A 15954-nucleotide genomic window follows, 5' to 3' on the forward strand; every position below is an offset into this window, starting at 1 on the left:
ACGCCCTCACTTCGCCATCCGCGAGCGATACCGCTCGGCGACGTCGTCTGCCAGTTTCTGCCCGTGTTTCAGAGCGTCGTCGACGCTCGTCTTCCCGGCGATCGCCGAACTCACGTCCTGACTGATCTGGGTCCCGAGGTCCGGGAACTCCGGGATGTCGACGAACTGGATCCCCGGCGCCGGCCGCGGCTGGACCCCCGGGTCGTTCGGGTTCGCGTGCTCGATCGCGTTCTTGGTCGGCTCCGCGAACGCGGCCGCCTCCTTCAGGTACTCCGGGTTCTCGTACGTCGAGGCCCGCTTGCCCGCCGGAACGTTGGACCAGCCAACCTTCTGACCGACCAGGTTCTCGTAGCCCTTGCCGGACGCCCAGGAGATGAACTTCCAGGCGTTGTCCTTCTTCTTCGACGCCTGCTGGATCCCCCAGGCCCACGCGTACAGCCAGCCGGAGCTGTCGGTCTTCACCACCGGCGCCGGGGCGTAGCCCATCTTGCCCTTGACCGGCGAGTTCGGCGCCTCGAGCGAGCCGGCCGCCGAGGTGGCGTCGTACCACATCGCGACGTTGCTCTGGATGGTGTTGTTCAGGCACTCGGTGAAGCCGGCCTGCGGCGCGCCCGCCTCGCCGTGCGCGCGGACCAGGTCGACGTAGAACTTGGTCGCCTCGGTGAACGCCGGCGAGTCGACCTGCGGCTGCCAGTCCTTGGTGAACCAGGTGCCGCCGAAGGTGTTCACGACCGTGGTGAGCGGAGCGAACAGCTGACCCCAGCCGGGCTGACCGCGCAGGCAGATGCCGCGCATACCGGGCTTGGCGTTGTCGACCTTGGCCGCGATGTCCGCGACCTGCTGCCAGGTCGGCTTGGCCGGCATCTGGATGCCCTTGGACGCCAGGATGTCCTTGCGGTACATCAGGAACGACGACTCGCCGTAGAACGGTTCGCCGTAGATCTTGCCGTCCTCGCCGGTCATCGACTGGGTCATCGGCTTCAGGATGTCGCTCTGGTCGAACGACGGGTCCTTGGCGATGTAGTCCGACAGCGGCGCGATCCACTTGGACTTCGCGTAAATCGGGATCTCGAAGTTGCTCACCGACGCGACGTCGTACTGACCCGCCTGGCTGGAGAACTCCTGGCTGATCTTGTCCCGGACGTCGTTCTCCGGGAGCACGGTGAAGTTCACCTTGATCCCGGTCTGCTTGGTGAAGTTGTCGGCGGTCAGCTTCTGCAGGTCCACCATCTGCGGGTTGTTCACCATCAGCACGTTGATGCTGTCGGCGCCACCGCCGCCGACCCCACCACCCCAGCCTGCACACCCGGTGACCGCGGTCATCACCAGCGCGACCCCGACCGCTCCGATGCGTTTGCGCCTACTCAGCACATCTGCCTCCGCTCATTTGAGCACGCGTCCGCTCACACCATGAGTAGACCGGTAAGGCACTTGACCTGTCAAGAGTCTGTGCAACACTTGGGTCCGGTGGTGCTCATATGAGCGGGGAGGGTTTGTGATGGAGACCTTCGGGCCGGCACAGCTGGTGCTGACGGCGTCGATCGCGCGCCGGTACTACGTCGACGGACGGTCGAAGGTGGAGATCGCCGACGAATTCCGGCTCAGCCGGTTCAAGGTCGCGCGGCTGCTCGACCAGGCGCGCAGCAGCGGGCTGGTCCGGATCGAGATCAGCCACCCCGGCGCCATCGACCTCGACCTGTCCGCCCGCCTGCAGGAAGCGCTCGGCCTGCGCCGCGCGATCGTCGTCGACACCCCCGAGGTGGACGAGCCGGCGCTGCGGACCCAGCTCGGGAAGGCCGCCGCGGACCTGCTGTCCGAGATCGTCACCCCCGACGACGTCCTCGGGCTGGCCTGGGCGCGGGCCGTGACCGCGATGACCGAGCAGCTCACGTCACTCGCCCCGGTCCCGGTCGTCCAGTTGACCGGCGCGCTCACCCGCCCGGACGTCGAGGCGAACTCGGTCGAGCTCGTCCGGCACACCGCGCGACTCTCGGGCGGTCCGGCGTACCTGTTCTACGCCCCGCTCGTCGTCCCGGACGCCGCCACCGCGCGGGCGCTGCGGCAGCAGCCCGAGGTCGCGGAGGCGATCAGCCACTTCGACTCGGTGTCGAAGGCAGTCGTCGGGCTGGGGTCCTGGGCCGCCGGCCAGTCGACGCTGTACGACGCGATGGACGAGAAGGCCTGCGAACAACTCCAGCGCCGCGGCGTGGTGGCCGACATCTCGGGCGTGTTCGTCGACGCGGACGGGGCCGCCGTCCAGAGCCGCGTCACCGACCGGGTGATCGCGATCAACGCCGAACAGATGGACAAGATCGACGAGGTAATCGCGATCCCGTACGGCCTCGCCAAGGTCGACGCGGTCCGCGCCGCCGTCCGCAGCGGGCTGGTCAACGCGATCGTTACCCACGCACCCCTGGCGAAGGCGCTGCTGAACGAGACAAACTAGCGCGCGATGCCTGACGAGACATTGCTGCTCGGCGGGACTGCGAACCGCGGGTTCGTCGTGCGGATCGGAGACACCGTCCGACGACCGCTGCGCGCCAGTAGTACGGCGACGCACGCGCTGCTGGAGCACCTCGAGCGGGTCGGATTCGAGGGCGCGCCGCGACTGCTGGGCATCGACGAGCAAGGACGCGAGGTGCTGTCGTACCTGCCCGGCGAGACGGTGCAGCCGCCGTACCCGGCGTGGTCGATGACGGATGCGGCGCTGGACAGCGTGGCGGTGCTGCTGCGGGAGTACCACCAGGCGGTGGCGGATTTCCGGCCGGCCGGGCTGACGTGGGCGGAGCCGGTGCCGGCCGACTACGTGACCGGGCTGATCAGCCACAACGACCCGAACCTCGACAACGTGGTCTTCCGCGACGGCGCCGCGACCGCCCTGATCGACTTCGACCTCGCCGCGCCGGGGTCGGCACTGTGGGACGTGGCCACCGCCGTACGGCTGTGGGCCCCGCTGCGCCCCGAGGCGGACATCGACGACGTACGCCGGGGTCGCTCACTGCAGCGCTTCCGCCGCTTCGCCGACGCGTACGGGCTGACCGAGGCGGATCGCGGGCGGCTGGTGGACGCGGCGGCCGACAACCACGTCTGGTGCATGGACTACGTCCGCCGAGGCGCCGAATCCGGCCACCCCTGGTTCCACCAACGCTGGACCACCGGCGAGGCCGAGCTGACCGACCGCACCAACACCTGGTTCAAGACCCAGACCGAGTCCCTTCACCAGGCCCTGCTGCACTGAGCTCCCGCTCCGCCTCAGCCACCCCCTCGTAATACTTCTCCTGCAGCCTCTTGATCCACGCCGGCACGAAGGCGACCACAAAAGGCGGCATCGGCGACGAATCCCCCGTGTCGAACAGGAACGACAACGCGCACGACGCGACCATCAGTCCGGCCACCAGGATCCAGCCGGTGCGGCAGATCCACGGTCCGTCGTCAGCGAGCAGCCCGCGCCGAGTGACCGCTCCGATGCCGAACAACACCCCCGTGAGCAGGAACACGATCGCCATGCTGATCAGGAAGGGGCGGTCGGCCCCCGCGTAGCTGCCGTGCCCGCGGAGGGCGGTCCAGGCGGCGGCGAGCGACGCGAGCGCGATCAGCGCGTAGACGGCTGCACCCAGCTTGAGCTTTGGCATATCTGGTTATCGCGCAGGGGGATTGGCTGTTACCACGGGGAGTGGACGAGAATGGGCCGGTGCGTTCACGGGTGGTGTTGCTGGCGGGGCCTTCGGGGGCGGGGAAGTCGCGGCTGGCTGAGCAGGTCGGGTTGCCCGTCGTACGGCTGGACGACTTCTACCGGGACGGGGACGACGCCGCGATGCCGCGGTCGCCGCTCGGCATCGTCGACTGGGACGATCCGCGATCCTGGGACGGGGACCGGGCGGTCGCGGCGCTGGAGCGGTTGTGTACGACAGGATCCGCGGAGCTGCCGATCTACGACATCGCCGCGGACGGCACCGTCGGGCACCGGCCGTTCAGCATCGGCTCCGCGCCGCTGATCGTTGCTGAGGGCATCTTCGCGGACCGGATCACCGGCGTACTGGCCGAACGCGGCCTGCTGGCGGCCGCGATCTGCGTCTACCACCACCGGATCGTGACGTTCGCGCGCCGCTTCCAGCGCGACCTCCGCGAGCACCGCAAACCGCCGCGCACCCTGCTCCGTCGTGGTCTGCTACTGCTCCGTGACGACCCCCAGGTGGTCGCCCGCTGCGTCGCCGCCGGCTGCGAACCCCTGCACCCGAAGGCCGCCCGGGCCCGGATCGAGACCCTTCTCACCACGACAACCTCCCGCTGACACAAGATTGTTCGCCTGAAGTTAACCAACTTCTGTTGGTATCGGTGCCGATCATCGGATGCACTCGGGGGGCGAGTGGCCGAACGGAGAGGGACCGTGACACGGAGACCTGCCCTTGGTGGTGCCGTTGCAGTAGCCGTGCTGTTGCTGGGTGTGACGGCGTGTGGGGGCGAGAGCGGTAGTTCGGCGACGGCTGCCGAGACGCCGGCCGCGAAGCACTCGGCGCTCACCGGTACGGCGGGCAAGACCGCGAAGAGCACGCTCGCCGACCTGGTCGTGCTGCCCCGCGGGTTCGTCGCCGACCCGGGCAACCCCACCGGCGCGTTCACGACGACGTCGTACCTGAGCACCTGGTCCGCGGACCCGGCGCTGGACCGCGCGCTGCTGCTGAACGCCGGCTTCGTCGAGGGGTACCGGGCGACCCGGCTCAGCCCCGACAAGAAGAAGCGCTTCACCGTGCAGCTGTTCAAGACCGCCTCGTCCGCAAAGGCCCAGGCCCTGCAGAACGGCCTCTGGAAGCAGGACGCCCACGACCACCCGTTCGCGGTGCCGAACGCACTCTCCGACGCGAACGTCGAGTACGACGGCGCAGCCGACCGCTCCGTGGCAACCGCCGAGGCCAGCCTCACGGTCGGCGCGCTGGTCGTCGAGCTGACCGTCCGCGAGACCGCCGCCCTGGGTACGACGCTCACCCCGGACACCGGCCTCGTCACCACCCTCGCCAAGGACCAGCGCACCCGCCTGACCGCGGCGTCGAACTGAGTCGCCCAGGCGCTACCCACGACCGGTCGTCTGCGCGATCGTCCGGCCGGCCGCGCGGTCCTAGTGTCCTGAGTCGGAGGCATGAACAATCGGGCGGTGCGCGCGGGCGCGATCAGCTGGATCGTGGCGGCGGGACAGTTCTTCGTGCTGATGGTCGTGGTGCAGCTCGCCTGGCGGACGCCGTACAGCTGGGCCTCGAACAACATCAGCGACCTGGGCAACGTCCGTTGCGGGGACTTCGGCGGGCGGTATGTGTGCTCGCCGCTGCACGCCGTGATGAACGTGTCGTTCACGGCGTGCAGCGGCGTACTGATGATTCTCGGCGCGCTGCTCACCCGTCCGGTCTGGCCGCGGACCGCGGTCAGCCGGCTCGTCCGGGTGTTGCTGGCGGTAGCGGGCGCCGGGTGGATGGTGGCCGGGTTGTCCCCGGCGGACGTCGACGAGAACCTTCACGTGCTGGGCGGTGCGGTCCCGATCTTCGTGTTCGGCAACCTTGCCCTGCTGCTGACCGGGTTCCTCAGCAGCGGTGCATTGGCGCGGGTGGCTGATTCTCGCGGGTCAGGCGGTGATCCGGTCGATCACCAGCGGGCCGGGACGGTAGGAGTCCGCGACCGCCACGGCGTCGGCGAGCGACTCCAGGGCGCGGTCGATGCGGGTCGGGTCGTCGGTGTGCAGGGTGAGCAGCGGCTGGCCCTCCTGGATCCGGTCGCCGGGCTTGGCGTGCAGTTCCACACCGGCCACCGGTGACACCGGGTCCTCCTTGCGGGCGCGCCCGGCGCCGAGCCGCCACGCGGCGACACCGACCGCGAGCGCGTCCAGCTTGGACAGTACGCCGGACGCCGGCGCCGGTACGACGTGCTGCTCGGGCGCGACCGGGAGGACCGCGTCCGGGTCGCCGCCCTGGGCCGCGATCATCGCCCGCCAGGCGTCCATCGCCGTACCGTCGCGGAGTTTGTCGGCCGGGTCGACGCCGGTGACACCGGCCGCGGCGAGCATCTCGTTGGCCAGGGCAACGGTCAGTTCGACCACGTCCGCAGGTCCGCCACCGGCCAGTACCTCGACGGATTCCCTGACCTCCAACGCGTTTCCGGCGGTGCGGCCGAGCGGGACCGACATGTCGGTGAGCAGGGCAACGGTCTTCACGCCCGCGTCCGTGCCGAGGGCAACCATCGTCTCGGCGAGTTCGCGGGCGTCGGCGAGGTCCTTCATGAACGCGCCGGTGCCGACCTTCACGTCCAGCACCAGCGCGCCGGTGCCCTCGGCAATCTTCTTGCTCATGATCGAGCTGGCGATCAGCGGGATCGCCTCGACGGTGCCGGTCACGTCGCGGAGCGCGTACAGCTTCTTGTCCGCCGGGGCCAGGCCGTCGCCGGCGGCGCAGATCACCGCGCCGACGTCCTCCAGCTGCCGCATCAGCTCGTCGTTCGTGAGTGCCGCGCGCCAGCCGGGGATCGACTCCAGCTTGTCCAGGGTGCCGCCGGTGTGCCCGAGGCCGCGGCCGGACAGCTGCGGTACGGCGACCCCGCAGGCCGCCACCAACGGTGCCAGCGGCAACGTGATCTTGTCGCCGACGCCGCCGGTCGAGTGCTTGTCGGCGGTCGGGCGGGACAGCTTGCCGAAGTCCATCCGCTCGCCGGACGCGATCATCGCGGCGGTCCAGCGGGCGATCTCGCGGCGGTTCATGCCGTTCAGCAGGATCGCCATCGCGAGCGCGGACATCTGCTCGTCGGCGACGCCGCCCTTGGTGTAGGCGTCGATCACCCAGTCGATCTGGCCGTCGCTCAGCTCGCCCCGGTCGCGCTTGGTACGGATCACGTCCACAGCGTCGAAGCTCATGACTACTCCTCCAGGAACTCAGGTCCGAACGCGTCCGGCAGCAGCTCGCGCAGCGGCCGGATCCCGCTCGTGGTCTCGATCAGCAGCGCCGGCCCGCCGTGCTCGTGCAGCAACTGCCGGCAGCGCCCGCAGGGCGTCAGCAGGTGCTCGTGCCGGTCCACACAGGTGAACGCCACCAGTCGCCCGCCGCCGGTACGGTGCAGCTCGGACACCAGCCCGCACTCGGCACACAGGGTGATCCCGTACGACGCGTTCTCCACGTTGCACCCGGCAACGATCCGCCCGTCGTCGGCGTACGCCGCCGCACCCACGGGGAACCCGGAGTACGGCGCGTACGCGCGGCGCATCACCTCGACGGCCGCCGCCCGCAGCGCCGGCCAGTCGAGCTCACTCGGTGACGTAGGGTTCACCGTCGGCCTTCGGCGCTCTCACCCGGCCTACCAGTCCGGCGACCGCGATGATCGTGGCGACGTACGGCGCCATCAGCAGCAGGGAGCCCGGGATCGGGGTCTGGATGATCTGGAGCTGGGACTGCAGCTGGGTCGCGAAGCCGAAGAACAGGGCGGCGACGGTGGCGCCGACCGGGTGCCAGCGGCCCATGATCAGCGCGGCCAGTGCGATGAACCCATTGCCCGCGGTCATCTCCTTGCTGAACGACCCGGCGTACCCGACGGTGAAGAACGCGCCGCCCAGCCCGGCCAGGACGCCGGCCGCGAGGACCGCGGAGTACCGGATCCGCTTGACCTTGATGCCGACCGTGTCGGCCGCCTTCGGGTGTTCGCCGACCGCGCGGATCCGCAGGCCCCAGCGGGTCTCGAACAGCACGAACGTGACCACCGCGACGGCCAGGTACATCAGGTACACCAGGATCGTCTGCCGGAACAGGATCGGCCCGATGAACGGGATGTCCCCGAGCAGCGGGATCTTGATCGCGGACAGCACCACCGGCGTGTTCAGCTGATCCGCCTTCGGCTGCATGAACTGGTCGAACAGGAACCCGGTGATACCGGTCGCGAAGACCACCAGCACGACCCCGAGCACGACCTGGTTGACCAGATACTTGATCGAGAACACCGCCAGCAGCGCCGCCATCACCACACCGGTCGCGGCCGCCGCGGCCAGCGCCGCGACCCCGCTGTGCGTCGTACTCGACACGATCGCCGCGGTGAAGGCGCCGACCAGGAACTGCCCCTCGATCGCGATGTTGATGACGCCGGCCCGCTCGCACATCACACCGGCGAGCGCGCCGAGGATCAGCGGGGTCGCGAAGTTCAGCGTGCCCTGGAACTGGTTGGCCAGCGGGAAGGTCTTCCCCGCCGAGGCCCAGCACAGGAACGCGCCGATGAAGCACACGCCGAGGACGGCGGCCAGCCAGCCCGCGTACCGCTGCGGGACCCGCTGCCGCACCGACGGTACGACGTACGCGACCGCGGCCGCCGTACCGAGGATGCCGAGGATCAGGCCGACCGGCTGCGCGGGCAGCCCGAGCAGGTTGTGCTGCAGGTCGCCCGAGACCAGCTGGAACGTCGCCTTGCCGGACTTGGTGAAGATGGCCAGCCCGAGCCCGATCAGCGCGAACACCAGCATCACGCCGCCGACTCGCTGCCGCCGGGTCCGCTCGGCCGGCCCCTCGATGATCTCCGGCTTGGACGCCGCCGCAGGTACGGCGTCCGGGGTTGTCTCGCTCATCCGTTCCAGCCTTTCGCAAGCACTGCGCCGGCGCCGCGGTCCTTCGGCAGGAACCGGAAGACCGAGCGCACCAGCGCCGGAGCCGCGACGAACAGCACGATCACGGCCTGCAGGACAGTGGTCAGGGTCAACGGCGTCTGGGTGATCAGCTGCATCTGCAGACCGCCCGCATTCAGCGCGCCGAACAGCAGCCCGGCCAGGACGGTGCCGATCGGCGTACCGCGGCCGAGCAGCGCGACCGTGATCGCGTCGAACCCGACCGACGCCGCGACCCCGTCGGTCAGCGGCAGGTCGGTGCCGAGCACCTGCTGTACGCCGGCCAGACCGGCCAGCGCACCGGCGACGACCATCGCGATCACGTACGCCCGGCCGACCGACATACCGGCGGTCCGGGAGGCGTCCGCGTTCGCGCCGACCGCGCGCAACTCGAAGCCGATCGTCGACCGGTTCAGCAGCCACCAGACGAACACCGCCGCCAGCAGCGCGAGCACGAACCCGAGGTGCAGCCGGGTGTCGCCGAACTTCGGGAACTGCGCGTTGCCGTCGACGATCGGGGAGATCGGGTCGGTCCGCCCCGGCCGCTGAAAGGTCTTCGTGGTCAGCAACCACTGCAGGAGGTACAGCGCGACGTAGTTCAGCATGATCGTCACGATCACCTCGTGGGCGCCGGTACGGGCCTTCAGCAGGCCGACCACACCGCCCATCAGCGCACCGCCGACCAGGCCGGCGACGATCGCGACGATCAGGTGCAGGACCGGCGGCAGGTGCCAGGCAAACCCGACGTACCCCGCGAGGATCGCGCCGCCGATCAACTGGCCCTGGGCGCCGATGTTGAACAGCCCGGTGCGGAACGCCAGCGACACCGCCAGGCCGCCGCAGATCAGCGGTGTTGCCTGGGTCAACGACTCGCTGATCGGGGTGACCCCGCCGAGCGCGCCGGACAGCAGCGCCTGGTATGCGTTGCCGACCGCGCTGCCGGCCGCGGAGATGGTGTCCATCGGCGCGGCACCGAAGTAGCCGGCCGCCTTCTGGACCTGCTGGTCGCCGATGATGATCAGGACCGCCCCGACCACCAGCGCCAGCAGGATCGCGCTCAGCGACACCAGGCCCTGGATCGCCCACGACGGCAGCCCGGACCGTGCCGGCTCCCCCTTGGCCGGCGCCGGCGCGGGCGCGGCCGTTGTCTCAGTGCTCATCAGATGGTTCCCAACGTGGTCGGGTTCTCGATCGCCGTCTCGTGTGCCTCGGACTTCGAGGCGCCGGCCATCATCAGGCCGAGCTCGTCGCGGGGCGTGTCGGCCGGTACGACGCCGACCACCTGGCCGCGGTACATGACCGCGATCCGGTCCGCCAGCGCGGCGATCTCGTCGAGTTCGGTGGACACGATCAGGACCGCCGTACCGTGGTCGCGTTCCTCGACGATGCGGTTGTGCAGGAACTCGATCGAGCCGACGTCCACGCCGCGGGTCGGCTGTGAGGCGACCAGCAGCTTCAGCGGCCGGGACAGCTCGCGGGCCAGTACGACCTTCTGCTGGTTGCCGCCGGACAGCGACGACACCGGCAGGCCGATGCCCTGCGTACGGATGTCGAACTCCTGCACCCGGGCGGTCGCGTTCTTGTCGATCTCGTCGGTCCGCAGCGCCAGCCCGTTGCCGAACGGCGCCTCCCGGAACAGGTCCAGGATCAGGTTCTCGGCGACCGTGAACGAGCCGACGAACCCGTCGTGCGCGCGGTCCTCCGGGACGTACCCGATACCGGCCTCGAGCCGGTGCCGGGTGGACTTCGTCGTCAGGTCCGCCCCGTCAAGAAAGATCTGCCCGGCCGCGATCGGGGTCAGCCCGAGCAACGCCTCGGTGAGCTCGGTCTGGCCGTTGCCCTGGACACCGGCCACCGCGAGGATCTCCCCGGCCCGGACCTCCAGGTCCACGTTGTCGACGGCGGTGAACCCGCGCTCGTCGATCACGGTCAGCCCGGTGACCCGCAGTACGGTCTCCTTCGGCTCCGCCGGGGCCTTGTCCACGACCAGGTCGACCGCCCGGCCGACCATCAGCTCGGCGAGCTCCTCCTCGGACGCGGACGGCTCGGCCTGGCCGACCACCTTGCCGCGGCGGATCACGGTGATCTTGTCCGCGATCGCCTTCACCTCTTTGAGCTTGTGGGTGATGAAGACGATCGACGTACCGCTCTCCTTCAGCTGCCGCATGACCGCGATCAGGTCGTCGATCTCGGCCGGGGTGAGGACCGCGGTCGGCTCGTCCAGGATCAGCACCTGGGCGTCGTTGGCGAGCGCCTTCAGGATCTCCACCCGCTGCTGGACGCCGACCGGAATGTCCTCGACCAGCGCCTCCGGGTCGACCGCCAGCCCGTACCGGTCGGAGAGCTCGGTGACCCGGGTGTGCGCCTTCTTGCGGTCCAGGATGCCGGCCTGGCGGGTGTTCTCCCGGCCGAGCATCACGTTCTCGGCGACGGTGAACACCGGGACCAGCGTGAAGTGCTGGTGGACCATACCGATACCGTGCCGGATCGCGTCGCTCGGCGAGGTGATCCGCACCTTCGCGCCGTCGATCACGATCTCGCCCTCGTCGGGCTGCAGCAGCCCGTAGAGCATGTTCATCAGGGTGCTCTTGCCGGCCCCGTTCTCACCGAGCAGGCAGTGGATCTCGCCCGGCTCGATCACCAGGTCGATGTGGTCGTTGGCGACCAGCGAGCCGAAACTCTTGGTCAACCCGGAAAGCTCGAGGTGCATACGGGCAGCCTCCCCTTCAGACGGCGAGCCAGGAAGGCTGGACCTTGTGGGTCCGCCTTACCTGGCTCGCACCGTACTACGCAAATGTGTGGCGGATCAGGACGCCTTGGGCTGAACCTTCGACTCGATGACGATCTTGCCGCTGACGATGTCGGCCTTGATCGTGTCCAGCTCGGACTTCACGTCCGCCGGGATCTTGCTGTCGAAGTCGTGGAACGGCGCGATCGCCGTACCGCCGTTCTGCAGGGTGCCGGTGAACTGGGTGTTGTCGAACTTGTTGTCGAGCACCGACAGGACCGCGTCCTTCACGGCCACGTCCATGCCCTTCTCGACGCTGGTCAGCAGGGTGGAGCAGTACTCCGCGGCGCTCACGCAGCCATCGGTGTCGACCCAGATCGCGTTGACCTTGCCGTTGCTGGCCTTGGCCGCCTGCAGGCCGCCGAGACCCGACGGGCCGGCCACCGGGAACAGGATGTCCGCGCCCTGGGTGATCAGGTTCTGCGCGTTGTTCTGGCCCTTGGCCTTGTCCTCGAAGTCGCCGGTGAACAGGCCCTTCTGCTTCTGGTCGTCCCAGCCGAGCACCTGGACGTTCTTGCTCTTCTGCTGGTTGTAGTACCGCACGCCCTGCGCGAAGCCGTCCATGAAGATCGTCACGGTCGGGATCTGCAGGCCGCCGAACGTACCGACCTTGCCGGACTTGGTCATCGCGGCGGCCAGGTAGCCGGCCTGGAAGCTGGTCTGCGCGGTGTTGAACAGCAGCGGCTTCAGGTTCGCGATCGGTGCCTTCGGCGCCGAGTCGACGATCGCGAACTTGATGTTCGGGTTCGCCTTGGCGGCCGCCTCGGTGGCGTCCTCGAGCTTGAAGCCGACGGCGACGATGACGTTGCACTTGGCACTCACCATCGCGGTCATGTTGGTCGTGTAGTCGTTGTCCGACTTCGACTCGGCCTTGACCTCGGTCAGGCCCTTCTCCTTGACCGCGTCCTGCAGGCCCTTGTAGGAGGTCTGGTTGAACGACTTGTCGTCGAAGCCCCCAGAGTCGGAGACCATGCAGGCCTTGAAGTTCTTGTTGGCGGTGCTGCCGCTCGAGTTGCTGTCGGTCGGCTTGCTGCCACAAGCGGCGACGGCGAGCGTCAGTACGCCCACGATCGCCGTTCCCCGCACGTACTTCTTCACCGGACGTCTCCTTCGTCGACCAGAATCCTTTAACAGGTACGCCTTCCCCCACGTACCATCCGCAGACTATAGGGCGCTGTCCGTCTTTCTTTGAACGTCGAGCAGGCCTCGATACCGGAAAGTGACCGGCGTTTGCGTCACATTTCGACAACTTCTCCGGCACGGTCACGGGCTGCTGTGCCGAGATCACGGTGTGCACGCTCCGTGGTTACGCTCACGTTCCGTGGTCGGCGCGCTGGGTGAACGGGGTGGCACAATCGCGGGATGACTCATCAGCTGCTGGTCGCCGACGTCCTGGCCCGGGTCGAGGCGGTGCGCGAGGACATGGTCGCCGTACGTCGTGACCTGCACGCGCACCCGGAACTCGGCTGGCACGAGGTACGGACGACCGAGCTGCTGGAGAAGGCGCTGGTCGCGGCCGGGCTCTCGCCACGGGTACTGCCGACCGGGACCGGGCTGATCTGCGACATCGGCGCCGGCGACTCGTGCGTCGCGCTCCGGGCCGACATCGACGCGCTGCCGGTGCCGGACGGGGCCGACGTACCGTGGCGGTCCGTCGTCGACGGGGTGGCGCACGCGTGCGGGCACGACGTCCACACGTCCGCGCTGCTCGGGGCTGCCTTGGTGCTGGCCGGGATGGCCCGCGACGGGCAGCTCGACCGGCGCGTCCGGGTGATCTTCCAGCCGGCCGAAGAGGTCATGCCCGGCGGTGCGCTCGGAGTGATCGCGGCCGGCGGGCTGGACGGCGTACGCCGGATCTACGGCCTGCACTGCGACCCGCGGCTCCAGGTCGGCCAGGTCGGGCTCCGCGTCGGGGCGCTGACCGCGGCCGCCGACCGGCTCCTCGTCCGGCTCACCGGCCCGGGCGGCCACACGTCCCGCCCGCACCTGACCGCCGACCTCGTCTACGCACTCGCCACCCTCGTGTCCGAACTCCCCGCCGCCCTCTCCCGCCGCGTCGACCCGCGAGCCGGCATGTCCCTCGTCTGGGGCCGCATCACCTCCGGCTCCGCCGCCAACGCGATCCCGTCCCGCGGCGAGGCCGAAGGCACCCTGCGCTGCCTCGACGTGAACGCCTGGCGCCTCGCCGAGGAACTCATCCCGTCGCTCGCCGCACAACTGGTCACGCCGTACGGCGTCGAGGTCGACACCGAGGTCACGCACGGCGTACCGCCGGTCATGAACGACACCACCGCGATCAGCGTCCTCCAGAACGCCGTCCAGCAAACCCTCGGCACCAGCGCCGTAGCCCCCACCGACCAAAGCCTCGGCGGCGAAGACTTCGGCTGGTACCTCGAACACGTCCCCGGCGCCATGGCCCGCCTCGGCGTCCGCCCACCCACCCAAGAATCCGCCCCCGACCTCCACACCCCCGGCTTCACCCCCTCCGAAGAAGCCATCACCCTAGGCACCACCGTCCTAACCTCAACAGCCCTCCTGGACTGACACCTCCGCGAAAGGACGCCGCTCCGCGACGACCGCCGCCTCCGGCGGGTGCGCAGCACGGCGAAGGCGCCGGCGGCAGCATCAACTGGCGAACGGCTCGGTACGTGTTCGTCGAGTCGTGGATTGTGGTCGGATTTCGGCGCCTTTTCTCACGACTCGGGGCAGGGGGTGCCAACCATTCGCCACGACTCGGCGGCGGCAGTCGTTATACAACCCGTCAGTGGGGCGACCGCAGCGCGCCGAAGGAGTCGGACCCGGCTGCGCCCCCACCTGCGAAGAGCCCCACTCACCACAGCACCCCTGCGCGACCGCCTCCACCCGGCGACACCTCCCCGCGCACCCGCCGGAGGCGGGGAACCAGCAGGTGCCGCGGAGCGGTGGGGTCAGAAGGTGTCGGCGGGGATGTAGACGCCCCAGACTTCGCGGAGGGTGTTGCAGACTTCGCCTACGGTGGCTCGGGACTTGAGGGCCTGTTTCATCGGGTAGAGGCAGTTTTCGTTGCCTTGGGCAGCCTTCTTGAGCGCGGCCAGGGCTTCGTCGACGGCGGGCTGGTCGCGGGTGGCGCGGAGGGTGGTGAGGCGGGCTACCTGCTGGGCTTCGATGGCGGGGTCGACGCGGAGGGGTTCGTACGGTTCCTCGTCGGCGATCTTGAACTTGTTCATGCCGACGACGACGCGTTCGGCGGAGTCGATCTGCTGGGCGATGCTGTACGCCGAGCGTTCGATCTCCTGTTTCTGGAAGCCTTGCTCGATCGCGGCGACGGCGCCGCCGTACTCCTCCACCTGGTCCATCAACGAGACCGCGGCGGCCTCGACCTCGTCGGTCAGCGACTCGACGACGTACGAGCCGGCGAAGGGATCCACGGTCGCGGTCACGTCGGTCTCGTAGGCGAGGACCTGCTGGGTGCGGAGCGCGAGGCGGGCGGCCTTCTCGGTCGGGAGCGCGATGGCTTCGTCGTACGAGTTGGTGTGCAGGGACTGGGTCCCGCCGAGGACGGCGGCCAGGCCCTGGATCGCGACCCGGACGAGGTTGACCTCGGGCTGCTGGGCGGTCAGCTGGACGCCGGCCGTCTGGGTGTGGAAGCGCAGCATCAGCGACTTGGGGTTCTTGGCGCCGAAGACGTCGCGCATCACCCGCGCCCAGATCCGCCGCGCGGCCCGGAACTTCGCGACCTCCTCGAGCAGCGTCGTCCGGGCGACGAAGAAGAACGACAGCCGCGGCGCGAACTCGTCGACGTCCAGCCCGGACGCGACCGCGGCGCGGACGTACGCGATCCCGTTCGCGAGCGTGAACGCGATCTCCTGCGCGGGCGTCGCACCGGCCTCGGCCATGTGGTACCCGGAGATCGAGATCGTGTTCCAGCGCGGGAGCTCGGCCTGGCAGTACGCGAAGATGTCGCTGATCAGCCGCAGCGACTCCTTCGGCGGGTAGATGTAGGTGCCGCGGGCGATGTACTCCTTGAGTACGTCGTTCTGGATCGTGCCGGTGAGCTTGTCACCGGAGACGCCCTGTTCCTCGGCCACCAACTGGTACAGCAGCAACAGCACCGAACCCGGCGCGTTGATCGTCATCGACGTCGACACCTGGTCGAGCGGGATCTTGTCGAACAGCACCCGCATGTCGTCGATCGAGTCGATCGCCACCCCGACCTTGCCGACCTCGCCGTGCGCGATCGGGGCGTCGGAGTCGTACCCCATCTGGGTCGGCAGGTCGAACGCCACCGACAGCCCCATCGTGCCGTGGTCGATCAGCTGGTGGTACCGCTGGTTCGACTCGGCCGCGGTACCGAACCCGGCGTACTGGCGCATCGTCCAGGGCCGCTGGGTGTACATCGTCGGGTACACGCCCCGGGTGTACGGGTACTGCCCCGGCTCGCCGAGCTGGGTCGCCGGGTCGAACCCGTCCAGCGGCCCGTACACCGGCGCGAACTCGAACCCCGACTCGCTGCGATGACTCATCCCCCCAAGGTATTCCGAACCACCACCTCACTGGTATGACCTCGGGCACT

General features: G+C 69.2%; 14 protein-coding genes and 1 pseudogene. 6 read left to right on the plus strand and 9 right to left on the minus strand.

The genetic code is table 11. The features are described 5' to 3' along the window. Positions 1-6 precede the first annotated feature (6 nt). Entirely contained in the window at positions 7-1371 is a 1365-nt protein-coding gene (locus ACXJJ3_RS15325) for an ABC transporter substrate-binding protein (RefSeq protein WP_458170710.1), read from the minus strand. 127 nt (positions 1372-1498) lie between these two features. Here ACXJJ3_RS15325 and ACXJJ3_RS15330 point away from each other — a divergent pair, with 127 nt between their 5' ends. Both ACXJJ3_RS15330 and ACXJJ3_RS15335 read left to right on the plus strand, forming a co-directional pair. Beyond that, positions 1499-2446, plus strand: coding sequence for a sugar-binding transcriptional regulator (locus ACXJJ3_RS15330; protein WP_458170711.1), 948 nt, complete (start codon positions 1499-1501; stop codon positions 2444-2446). A 6-nt stretch (positions 2447-2452) separates the two neighbouring features. Next, on the plus strand, positions 2453-3238 hold the full coding sequence (locus tag ACXJJ3_RS15335; RefSeq protein WP_458170712.1) for a phosphotransferase: 786 nt from the start codon (positions 2453-2455) through the stop codon (positions 3236-3238). Here the strand turns inward: ACXJJ3_RS15335 and ACXJJ3_RS15340 are convergent. After that, positions 3195-3632, minus strand: a complete 438-nt coding sequence (locus ACXJJ3_RS15340; protein WP_458170713.1) for a hypothetical protein — start codon at positions 3630-3632, stop codon at positions 3195-3197. The genes ACXJJ3_RS15335 and ACXJJ3_RS15340 overlap by 44 nt on opposite strands. Before the next feature lie 59 nt (positions 3633-3691). On the opposite strand from ACXJJ3_RS15340, the gene ACXJJ3_RS15345 reads away from it, so the two are divergent. The 3 genes and pseudogenes from ACXJJ3_RS15345 to ACXJJ3_RS15355 form a co-directional block, all read left to right on the plus strand. Beyond that, positions 3692-4291 carry a uridine kinase family protein gene (locus ACXJJ3_RS15345; RefSeq protein WP_458170714.1) on the plus strand — a complete coding sequence of 200 codons (600 nt, stop codon included), beginning with the start codon at positions 3692-3694 and terminating at the stop codon, positions 4289-4291. 96 nt (positions 4292-4387) lie between these two features. Then, on the plus strand, positions 4388-5053 hold the full coding sequence (locus ACXJJ3_RS15350; RefSeq protein ID WP_458170715.1) for a hypothetical protein: 666 nt from the start codon (positions 4388-4390) through the stop codon (positions 5051-5053). Between the two features lie 81 nt (positions 5054-5134). Then, positions 5135-5554 (plus strand): annotated as a pseudogene (locus tag ACXJJ3_RS15355) (DUF998 domain-containing protein); the annotation flags it as partial. A 57-nt stretch (positions 5555-5611) separates the two neighbouring features. Here ACXJJ3_RS15355 and ACXJJ3_RS15360 read toward each other — a convergent pair. The 6 genes from ACXJJ3_RS15360 to ACXJJ3_RS15385 form a co-directional block, all read right to left on the minus strand. Continuing rightward, a complete protein-coding gene (locus tag ACXJJ3_RS15360; protein WP_458170716.1) occupies positions 5612-6889 on the minus strand; it encodes a thymidine phosphorylase in 1278 nt (425 codons plus the stop codon). Between the two features lie 2 nt (positions 6890-6891). Then, a complete protein-coding gene (locus tag ACXJJ3_RS15365) occupies positions 6892-7299 on the minus strand; it encodes a cytidine deaminase (RefSeq protein WP_458170717.1) in 408 nt (135 codons plus the stop codon). After that, positions 7277-8578: an ABC transporter permease gene (locus ACXJJ3_RS15370; protein ID WP_458170718.1), complete on the minus strand. Its 1302-nt coding sequence runs from the start codon at positions 8576-8578 to the stop codon at positions 7277-7279. Before ACXJJ3_RS15370 ends, ACXJJ3_RS15365 begins: the two co-directional genes overlap by 23 nt. Then, positions 8575-9774, minus strand: a complete 1200-nt coding sequence (locus ACXJJ3_RS15375) for an ABC transporter permease (protein ID WP_458170719.1) — start codon at positions 9772-9774, stop codon at positions 8575-8577. Before ACXJJ3_RS15375 ends, ACXJJ3_RS15370 begins: the two co-directional genes overlap by 4 nt. Then, positions 9774-11324: an ABC transporter ATP-binding protein gene (locus tag ACXJJ3_RS15380; RefSeq protein WP_458170720.1), complete on the minus strand. Its 1551-nt coding sequence runs from the start codon at positions 11322-11324 to the stop codon at positions 9774-9776. The genes ACXJJ3_RS15375 and ACXJJ3_RS15380 overlap by 1 nt, the downstream gene beginning before the upstream one ends. A gap of 96 nt (positions 11325-11420) precedes the next feature. Further along, positions 11421-12500 (minus strand): BMP family lipoprotein, encoded by a 1080-nt coding sequence (locus ACXJJ3_RS15385; RefSeq protein ID WP_458170721.1) that lies wholly within the window; start codon positions 12498-12500, stop codon positions 11421-11423. Positions 12501-12764: 264 nt separating this feature from the next. Between ACXJJ3_RS15385 and ACXJJ3_RS15390 the strand changes: the two genes are divergently transcribed. After that, positions 12765-13946, plus strand: a complete 1182-nt coding sequence (locus tag ACXJJ3_RS15390) for an amidohydrolase (RefSeq protein WP_458170722.1) — start codon at positions 12765-12767, stop codon at positions 13944-13946. A 383-nt stretch (positions 13947-14329) separates the two neighbouring features. Here ACXJJ3_RS15390 and ACXJJ3_RS15395 read toward each other — a convergent pair whose 3' ends face one another. Further along, positions 14330-15904: an acyl-CoA mutase large subunit family protein gene (locus ACXJJ3_RS15395; protein ID WP_458170723.1), complete on the minus strand. Its 1575-nt coding sequence runs from the start codon at positions 15902-15904 to the stop codon at positions 14330-14332. Positions 15905-15954 lie beyond the last annotated feature (50 nt).

Source organism: Kribbella sp. WER1, assembly GCF_054189145.1.

Coding starts and splice junctions, on each gene's coding strand:
- ACXJJ3_RS15360 (WP_458170716.1), bottom strand. CDS start 6,889: ATGAGCTTCGACGCTGTGGACGTGATCCGTACCAAGCGCGACCGGGGC.
- ACXJJ3_RS15390 (WP_458170722.1), top strand. CDS start 12,765: ATGACTCATCAGCTGCTGGTCGCCGACGTCCTGGCCCGGGTCGAGGCG.
- ACXJJ3_RS15335 (WP_458170712.1), top strand. CDS start 2,453: ATGCCTGACGAGACATTGCTGCTCGGCGGGACTGCGAACCGCGGGTTC.
- ACXJJ3_RS15380 (WP_458170720.1), bottom strand. CDS start 11,324: ATGCACCTCGAGCTTTCCGGGTTGACCAAGAGTTTCGGCTCGCTGGTC.
- ACXJJ3_RS15375 (WP_458170719.1), bottom strand. CDS start 9,774: ATGAGCACTGAGACAACGGCCGCGCCCGCGCCGGCGCCGGCCAAGGGG.
- ACXJJ3_RS15370 (WP_458170718.1), bottom strand. CDS start 8,578: ATGAGCGAGACAACCCCGGACGCCGTACCTGCGGCGGCGTCCAAGCCG.
- ACXJJ3_RS15340 (WP_458170713.1), bottom strand. CDS start 3,632: ATGCCAAAGCTCAAGCTGGGTGCAGCCGTCTACGCGCTGATCGCGCTC.
- ACXJJ3_RS15395 (WP_458170723.1), bottom strand. CDS start 15,904: ATGAGTCATCGCAGCGAGTCGGGGTTCGAGTTCGCGCCGGTGTACGGG.
- ACXJJ3_RS15330 (WP_458170711.1), top strand. CDS start 1,499: ATGGAGACCTTCGGGCCGGCACAGCTGGTGCTGACGGCGTCGATCGCG.